General features: G+C 63.6%; 3 protein-coding genes. 2 read left to right on the plus strand and 1 reads right to left on the minus strand.

Features of this window, described 5'->3' with window-relative positions:
* Positions 1-12: 12 nt before the first annotated feature.
* Together AWC07_RS17810 and AWC07_RS17815 are read left to right on the plus strand one after the other, a co-directional pair.
* A complete protein-coding gene (locus AWC07_RS17810; protein ID WP_036413267.1) occupies positions 13-4,566 on the plus strand; it encodes a non-ribosomal peptide synthetase in 4,554 nt (1,517 codons plus the stop codon).
* Between the two features lie 52 nt (positions 4,567-4,618).
* The gene (locus tag AWC07_RS17815; protein ID WP_085105173.1) at positions 4,619-8,086 is read left to right on the plus strand and encodes a non-ribosomal peptide synthetase; all 3,468 of its coding nucleotides are present in this window, start codon (positions 4,619-4,621) and stop codon (positions 8,084-8,086) included.
* Here AWC07_RS17815 and AWC07_RS17820 read toward each other — a convergent pair.
* Positions 8,083-9,459, minus strand: a complete 1,377-nt coding sequence (locus AWC07_RS17820; RefSeq protein WP_051507749.1) for a SagB family peptide dehydrogenase — start codon at positions 9,457-9,459, stop codon at positions 8,083-8,085. The two genes, AWC07_RS17815 and AWC07_RS17820, sit on opposite strands and share 4 nt — an antisense overlap.
* Positions 9,460-9,631: the final 172 nt, after the last annotated feature.

The following is a 9,631-nucleotide window of genomic DNA, read 5'->3' on the forward strand; positions in this document are numbered from 1 at the left end:
GTCATGGCAGTCATGGCCACACCTCCGCCGCCGATCGAGGATGTCCTTGCCCTCAGCCCGTTGCAGGAGGGGCTTTTTGCGTTGCACCGATTGGCCGAGGACGGCGTCGACGTTTACAGCATGCAGTTCGTGGTCGACGTCGACGGACCGGTCGACGTGGATTTGCTTCGCCGCAGTGCTCAAGCCATGCTGGACCGGCATCCGAATCTCCGGGCCGCCTTCTGGGATCGCGACGTACCGAGGCCGGTGCAGATCGTACCCGCCCGGGCCGAGTTGCCGTGGTCCGAGAGATTCGCGTTGCCAACGGAGTTCGACGCCATCGCGCGCTCGGAACGGCGCCGGCGTTTCGACTTGCGGCGCGGGCCGGCATTGCGTGTTGTGCTGCTCACCGTGCCCGGTGGCGCCAGACGCCGGATCATCTTCACCGCGCATCACATCTTGGTGGACGGCTGGTCGCTTGCCGTGTTCTTCACCGAGATGCTGGCCATCTACCGCGCGGGCGGATCAGTCGACGGGCTAGGTGTCCCGCGTCCGTACCGCGACTACATCGTCTGGCTTGCGGCCCAGGACAAGACTGCCGGCATTGCCCGATGGATTCACTACCTGCAGGTCGTGTCCGGACCGCTCATGGTGGCAGATGGCCCGGCACTGGGCGCTGCCGGTTGCGGCGACCGGGTGCCGGAGAAGTCGGAATTGCTGTTGCCCGCCGCTGATACGGCACGACTGCGCGGGTGGGCAGAACGCAACCGATTGACGCTCAATACCGCAGTGCTTTTCGCCTGGACCGTCGTACTCAGCAGGCTCACCGACCGCCGGGATGTGGTTTTTGGAACCATCGTCTCCGGTCGACCGGAGAGCTTGCCCGGCGTGGAAAGCATGGTCGGACTGTTCATCAACGTCGTGCCGGTTGTGCACCAGGTGAATTGCACCGACACCGTGGTAGAGCAGTGCTCCCGATTACAGCGGGAGACATCGGCGATGCGCGACCTCGGCTATCTCGGTCTTTCGGAAATCCAGCGCGAATACGGCCGTGGAACCTTGTTTGACTCCCTGTTCGTTTTCGAAAACGCACCGATCGAAGATGCGATCCGTTCGGTCCGTACACCCGACGGCGCCCAGTTCTGTCCGGTCGAAATGGAAAGTCTGACGCACTACCCGTTGACGGTGGTGTCGCACATGCGACACGACGCGCTGGTGGTGCTGGTCGAGGCGATTACTGCGGCGCTGCCCCATCTTCGGCCAACCGAGATCGGCGAGCGATTGCTCGCAGTGCTGCGTCAACTCCCCGATATTGCCGACGGCACCCCCGACGCGCTGGACGTTCTCACCGCCGCCGAGCGGCATGAGTTCGATCACCTTACGACTGGGCCGGCGCCGGGGCCGGAGTGCACCTCAGTGTGGGAGATGTTTGAGCGGCAGGTTCGCGCCACACCGCACGCCGTCGCCCTGACCGCCGGCGACGGCGAACGCTACACCTATGCCGAATTACACGGCCACGCATGCCGGCTGGCGAGAGAGCTTGCCGCCCGCGGGGTCGGGCCGGAACAAGTCGTCGCGCTGTTGTTGCCACGCTCGGCTCGGTCCGTGGTCGCCATTCTGGCGGTGCTCGCCGCCGGCGGTGCGTATCTGCCCGTCGACACCACGCTGCCCCAGCCGCGCATCGAAACGATCTTGCGCCGTGCAAATCCGGCGCTCGTTATCACGCAGGACGGTTACTCACGGTTGGCCGGTGTCTCGGTAAGCACCGTATTCATCGATGATCCTCTTGTCGCAGAGCGTATTTCGCGACTTCCCGCCGACGCCCCGGTCATCCTTCGCCATCCCCAGCACAGCGCCTATATCATCTTCACGTCCGGGTCGACCGGTGAACCCAAGGGAGTCATCGGAACCAATGCCGCATTGCTGAGTTACTTCGCCGACCATCGCGAGCGGGTCTATCGCGCAGCCGCAAAGCGTCTGGGCCGCCCGCTGCGGATCGCACACGCTTGGTCGTTGAGCTTTGATGCCTCGTGGCAGCCCATGGTCGGACTGCTCGACGGCCACGCCGTTCATCTTTTCGACGCCGTGGACATGCGTGACGCGGACCGGTTGGTCAAAGGTGTTGCCGCCCAACAGATCGACATGATCGACACCACCCCGTCGATGTTTGTGCAACTGCGTGCTGCCGGACTCTTGGATCAGAATCTTTCGGTGTTGGCGTTGGGCGGCGAGTCGATCAACACGGCGTTGTGGCGGCAACTGCGCGCTCTGCCGGCAGCGTCGATATGCGACGCGGTCTACAACTGCTACGGGCCTACCGAAATGACGGTTGAGGCGGTGGTGGCTGCGGTCACGGATTACCCGACACCGTCGATCGGCACGGCGAACGCCGGCACCTTCGCCTACGTCCTGGATTCGGCGTTGCGCAGAGTCCCCACCGGTGTGGTCGGTGAACTGTATCTGTCCGGAGCACAGCTGGCCCGTGGTTATGTTGGCAGCCCGACGATGACCGCTGCTCGCTTCGTGGCCGACCCGCTGCGCCCCGGACATCGCATGTATCGCACCGGTGACCTGGTGCGCCGCCTACCTGACGGTGGTTATGCCTATGTCGGACGGGGCGACACGCAGGTCAAGATTCGCGGCTACCGCGTCGAGGTCGGCGAGATCGAGGCCGCACTGCGTGACCGGCCTGGGGTGCATGACGCGGCAGTTTCGGTTGTACATCGTGGGGCCAGCGCGAGCTTGGTGGGCTTCGTTGCGTGGCAGGGAACTACGGATGCTGATCCGGCGCAGTTGCGCGCCGCCCTGGCAGATCGGCTGCCTATCTACATGGTTCCGGCCCGGATCGTGGTCTTACCGCGGCTGCCTGTCAACGCCAACGGCAAGCTGGACAACCGCATGTTGGACCGGCTGGCCGAGAATGCGCTCGCGCAAGTCACGAAGGGGGCCGCGCCGGCTACCGGTACCCAACGGGCGCTGTGCGAAGTGTTCGGCGAGCAATTCAACGGTGTTGTGCCCCATATCGATGACGACTTGTTCTCGCTCGGATTGGACAGCATTGTGGCGATCTCGCTGGTCCACAAGGCTCGACGGCGCGGTCTCGGATTAGGTCCGCGGATGTTCTTCACAGCCCCGACGATTCGCCAACTCGCGGCCGTTGTCGAGGCGGCGTCCGATTTGGATGCGGTTGTCCAGAGTGCCGAATACGGCGAGGTGGCGCCGTTGCCGATGGTGTCTTGGCTTTACGAATATGGCAACTATCGCCGCTTCGCCAACACCGTCTTGCTGCGGTTGCCGTCCGACATCGAGCGCCCGGCAATCGAGTTGATGCTGCAAATGTTGCTCGATGGACACGAGACCCTGCGATCGATTCTGGTCGACACTGCCCGTGGCCCGCGCCTGGTCACCCGGGAACCCGGAGTTGTCTGTGCCACTGACGTGCTTGACCAAGTGTCGCTGCCGATTTCAACCGATGCCCAGCGACAGTCGGCTATCACACACTGCGCACGGAAGGCCATCGACGAAATTGATCCGCACGCGGGCACCATGGTGCGGGCGGTGTGGTTGTCCGCGGCCGAGCACGGCCACCTGTTGTTGCTCACCGTGCACCACCTGGCGGTGGATGTGGTGTCTTGGCAGATCATGCTCAGCGAGCTTGCGCAGGCGTGGCGGTCTGTGAAGTCCGGTGTGGCGCCGAAGACGCTGCCGGAGTTCACTTCCTACCGCCGGTGGTCGGAACTGATGTGGGAACGCGCCGCCACGCCGGAGGTGCTCGCCCAGCGCGACTACTGGATTGCTCAGGTCGGTGCTTCGGAGGCCCCGTTGGGCTCGCGGCATCCCGACCCGACTCGTGACACCTGGTCCACGCTGCGAGTCACACAGGTGAGCACACCAGTCAGGATCACTGAGCGGATACTGGCCAGGCTCACCCGGGATAACGGTATGCGCGAATTTCTCCTAGCCGCAACCACAGCCGCCGTTGCGAGTTGGCGTCGTGTTCGCGCGCAAGATGCGTCTTGCGGCGTGCTCATCGCTTTGGACAGCCATGGGCGTGCTGATACCGTTCTGGGCGCCGACACGACGAACACGGTCGGCTGGTTTACCAGCGCATTCCCGGTGCGGCTCGGGGCTGGCGCTGCGGCTATCGAGATCGAGCAGATCGAGGCGGATCCGCAGGCCGCCCGGACACTACTCGACTCTGTAACCGCCTATCTCAGCGCAGTTCCGCACGAAGGTTTGGATTACGGCCTGCTTCGTTATGTCGGCGAAGTCTCTGAACTGCGGGAGGCTACCGAACCGCAGATAATGTTCAGCTATCTGGGTCGGCTGGACCTCAGCGGGCTCACCGAGCAGCCGTGGTCACTGTCGACGGATCAGCAAATCGATTGTCTGCCGGTCGATCCCGAGCCGGACCTGCCACTCCGCTTTGCGCTGTATCTCAGCGTGTTGGTGCGTTCGACGCCCGAGGGCTCGCAACTGACCGCCAACTGGCTGTGGAGTGACGCTCTATTCGCGCTCTCCGACATCGACCGGCTGACGCAGTTCTGGCAGCGTGGCATCGCCGCGCTCGCCGCTGGTATCGCATAGAACGGAGCCGGGGAGGAGCGGTATGGAGTCGGCGCGAGGGTTGGGCGACGGAATGGATTGGATCAGCAAGGGCGAAATCAGGGCTACGGTTGCGGACCAATTGGGCTGCCGGACCGAAGATGTCGCCGACGACGACGATCTGATCCAGTTGGGCTTGAACTCGATCCGGATGATGGCTCTGGCTGGAGGTTGGCGTCAACGCGGGGCCGACATCACCTTCGCCCAACTCGCGGCACATCCCACCATCGACTCTTGGTACAGCCTGCTCACTGCCGCTGAGCTGGGAAGTGCGGCAGCATCACCGCCACCTGCGCCATCCGGCCCGGTCGCCGAGGACGCCCCGTTCCCATTGGCCACCATGCAGCACGCCTACTGGATCGGCCGCTCCGATGACCAGGCGCTCGGCGGTGTGGCGGCCCACCTCTACGTCGAATTCGACTGCACAGCAATAGATCCGGGCCGACTGGAGCGCGCGGTGTCCGACCTCATCGGGAGGCATCCGATGCTGCGTACCCGATTCCTCCCGGATGGGACTCAGCAAACTGTCTCCGCACCGAGTGGGCCGGTCTTCGACGTCGTCGACCTTCGCGGACAGAGTTCTGACGCGGTGGAGGCCACCCTGGCGAAGTTGCGTGACCGCAAGACACACCAGCGGCTCGCAATCGAAGACGGTCAGGTCATCGATATCACCCTGACCCTGTGCGACGACACCCGCGCGAGGCTGCATCTCGACATCGACATGCTGGCCTGCGACGCGATGAGCTATCGCGTGTTGGTTTCTGATCTGGCCGAGTTGTACCGGGGCGCGGCGCTGCCGAAACTCGGTTACAGCTACCAGCGTTACCGCACCGAGCGCCAAGAGGACCATGCCGCGCGTGAGCGAAACCGGCAGTGGTGGCAGCAGCGGCTGCCGGAGCTACCCGACCCGCCGGAATTGCCGACTGTCCCGGTCGGACAACGTATGGCCGCGCATCGCACGGTCCGTTACGACTACTGGTTGGCGCCGGAGGCCAGGCAACGCCTGATCGCAGGCGCGCACGCGCGGGGTGTCACACCGGCGATGGCGTTGGCGGCAATCTTCGCCGACACCATCGGCGGTTTCTCAGCGCAGGACAGGTTTCTGCTGAACGTGCCGCTGTTCCAGCGTGATTCGGTGCACCCGGACATTGACAGGGTAGTCGGTGACTTCACCTCCTCAGTCATGCTCGAGGTCGATCTCACCGACAACGTGTCCGTAGCCGACCGGGCCCGCGCCGTTCAGCGCAGCATGTATGAAAGCGGTTCACACGCTGCCTATTCCGGACTCGACGTGTTGCGCGACCTGGGCAGGTATCGCGGCAAGCCGGTATTGGCCCCGGTCGTCTTCACCAGTGCACTCGACCTGGGCGAACTGTTCGCCGATGAAGTCACCCAGACCTTCGGACAGCCGGTGTGGATCATCTCGCAGGGGCCGCAGGTGTTATTGGACGCCCAGGTGACCGAGCTGCGCGGCGGACTGCTGGTCAATTGGGACGTTCGTGGATCGGCCTTCCCGCCGGGCCTGATCGACGCCATGTTCACCACGTTCACCAAGGCAGTGGAACGGCTTGCCGAGGGCGACGCAGGCTGGGAAGCCGAGGCGGCGGTGCGGTTGCCCAGCACTCAGGCGGCGGTGCGGGCAATGAGCAACGCAACAGATGGCCCAGTCAGCCGACGATGCCTGCATCAGGGCTTCTTCGCACATGCGGCGGTGAAACCGGATGCACCGGCTGTCCTGTGGGGCGTCGGTGACAACCAGGGTGCGTGGAGCTACCGGCAACTGTGCACCCAGTCTCTTGCCATTGCCGGTTTGCTTAGAGCCCGCGGGGTGAGAACAGGTGACGCAGTCGCTGTCCAGTTGCCGAAGGGACGCGATCAAGTGCCGGCGGTGCTCGGGATCCTCGCAGCCGGCGCAACATATGTGCCGATCGGATTCGACCAGCCAAATGCGCGGCGCGCCAAAATTCTTCAGACCGCTGATGCTGTTATGGCGCTGACAGTCGAAGGCGCGAATGTGGGCTCAGGGGTTTCGTGCGTGTCCATCGACGTGGCGCGCAACTATCCAGAACCGCTCCCGGCGCCCGTCTTGCCCGACACCGCTGAGATCGCCTACCTGTTGTTCACGTCCGGCTCGACGGGTCTCCCGAAAGGCGTCGAAGTGCCGCACAGCGCGGCGATGAACACCGTTGACGCGCTCAACGAGTGGTTCGAGGTCGGCGGCAATGATCGAGCGCTTGCGCTCTCCGCCCTCGAGTTCGATCTTTCGGTCTACGACATCTTCGGTTTGCTGTCAGTGGGCGGGGCGCTGGTCGCTGTCGATTCCGGGCGCTCGGCCGCGCCGGCCACGTGGGTGAAATTGCTTTGCCAGCATCGCGTTTCGATTATCAACTGTGTGCCTAGCATGCTTGACATGATCTTGGCTGAAGGTGGGGATCGGCTGGGCGATTCCTTACGTGCCGTCATTCTCGGCGGCGACTGGGTGGGTGCTGACCTGGCTCGTAGGCTGGCCAAGCAAGTGCCCGGATGCCGGTTCGCCGGTCTCGGCGGCGCCACTGAGACAGCGATTCACAGCACCGTTTGTGAAGTAGTTGGTGAACCACCAGCACACTGGGCGACCGTGCCGTTCGGTATCCCATTGCGAAATGTTCGGTGTCGGGTTGTTTCGCCGGCCGGGCGCGATTGCCCCGACTGGGTTCCCGGTGAACTGTGGGTGGGTGGCGCCAATGTTGCTGCGGGCTACCGTTGCGACCCGACACGCACCGCGGAGCGATTCGTCGAGCATGACGGCATTCGCTGGTACAAGACCGGTGACATAGCCAGGTACTGGCCTGACGGCACCGTCGAGTTTCTCGGTCGGGCCGATCACCAGGTGCAGATACGCGGATATCGGGTCGAACTCGGCGAGGTCGAGAACGCGCTTCGTATGGTTCCCGGGGTGCATCACGCCGTGGCTGCTGTGGCCGGTGTCAGTGCGCCGCAGTTGGTTGCAGCGGTCCTGGGTGATCCCGACGAGATTGGCGACATCAGCGCGGCAATCGCTGATCTGTTGCCGAGCTACATGATTCCAGTACGCATCGGATTCTTCGACCGGTTTCCGTTGACGCGCAACGGCAAGCCGGATCGCCGCGCGGTGGCCGATTTGCTCGAACCGCAAGCCGCCGAAGACAAGGACGGCGCCCCCCGCAACGATCTGGAAGCTGCGCTGGCAGACATCGTTGCCGAGGTGCTGGGCGTGCATCGGGTCGAAGTGCATGACGATTTCTTCGCCCTGGGCGGTGACTCGGTATTGGCCACCACCGTCATCGCGCGGGTGCGCGACTGGTTGGACATCGATCACGCCGTGGTCGCGGACCTGTTTGCGACACGAACCGTGGCCGGGTTGGCCGAGCGGTTGAACATCCGGGAAGCTCAGCGTGGCACACCAGAGCGATTGAGTATGATCGCACGGCACTATCTAGACGTCGCCGCAATGACCGATGAAGAGGTTCTCGCCGAAGGTTAGTCGGAGACGCAGGAGCCGACGACGATGCTGCCGACGCTGCACTCCTGCAGTTCATCGACTCCGGTGGCCGCAATAAACGCGGCGGCGTCGGCGAATCCTTGCGCACAGACACCGAGGCCCATTGCGGTGGCGACAAGATAGATCGTCTGCATCAGCACCCCAACGTTTTTGAGAATCGTGGCATAGGCGATCTGCTCATAGGTCCACATCATGCGGCCGCTGCGCGCGGCCATGACGACGAGCACCTGTGGCTCGGCGCCTCCGGTCAGGGTCGCCGAAGCGGGCTTCAGTAACGCGGCTGCCGCTTTCGAGTCCGCCGCGGCCACCGGGCGCAGGACGTGATCGAAGGAATCGTAGTGGTACATGCCGGGTTCCAGGCCCGCCACGTTACGCACCACGGGATACAGCTCGAGTTCGTAAAGACTGCCGCCGGAAGGATACGGGCGAGACAGAAGTTCATCGCCGTCACCGAGGCGCTGGGTGCTGCGTGTGCGCGCTGTGCGGTAGAGCAATTCAGCCAGTTGCTGAATCGTGATCGGGTGAGCGTCATCGAATGTTCTTGTCGAAATCCGGTCTTCCAGAACGGCTGTCAGCGTGGGGTCCTGGATCCGCTTTGTCGCCAGGTCTGGGACCGGTAGGGCGGTCGGTTCGCCGGGGTAGTCGCTTCGGCGCGCGCGCGGCTGGGAAAACCGACCCTTGGCCCATTTGGTTGGACCGAAATTCTCCCAGGTGACGGTGCGCTCACCGAGTGTGCTGTGCCGGTGAAACCACAGGTCGGCTGCGCTCCAACTGCAGGTTTCGAACCTGTCGTCCTCGGCGCCGGGGGTTACCAACATGCCACACCACTTGAGGTCCTCGATGAACTGTGACGTGACCGTGGTCGGCAATCCGGTGTCGTTTGCTGCCGGCTCGTCGAGCAGCACGAGCAGACGTAAGTCGTGGATGCGTACATCGCACCAGGCAAGCGGATGCTCGAGCACAAAACCAGCCGAGTCACGATGCATGACAACGAACTTTGAAAGCACCGCGGATTGCGCCGACGACAGCGCCGGCCGAGCGGGCGGTTGTCCGACCGGAAGCATGGAGTAGAACTCTTTTCCGTTCTCTCGCACGGTTACCGCCAGCCAGCCGCCCATGGCGAGGTGATTCATGAGAGTCCCGACATCGCTTTCGCCTGTCGGAGAAGCCAACTGAGAAATCGTTGCGGGCGCCAGGTTGAGCGCCTTAAGTGCCTCTAGCTGAGCCGCCGACAATCCGTTGAGTTTCTGGCTGCGCGGCGGATTCAGCAGCACGGCTCCTGCGGGAGTGGTCAAACAGGTGGCGCCGGAACGTAATGCGAATCTGGTTTGGTTCGGGTACACGATGGCAGGCAATCTGTAACCTCTTCCGTTCCTTGCTATCCGATGCACCGAGCTGGCCCACCGGGACCAGCCGGCGGGCGATCCTCATGGCTGCTACCCAGGTCCGGTGGAGCATCCCGGGTTTGATGCACACCTCGTTTTGTGTGACCGGGGTGTCCGATCTGAACGGTGAGCGTAGTACCTG

The sequence above is a fragment of the Mycobacterium gastri genome (assembly GCF_002102175.1).
GTDB classification, from domain to species: domain Bacteria; phylum Actinomycetota; class Actinomycetes; order Mycobacteriales; family Mycobacteriaceae; genus Mycobacterium; species Mycobacterium gastri.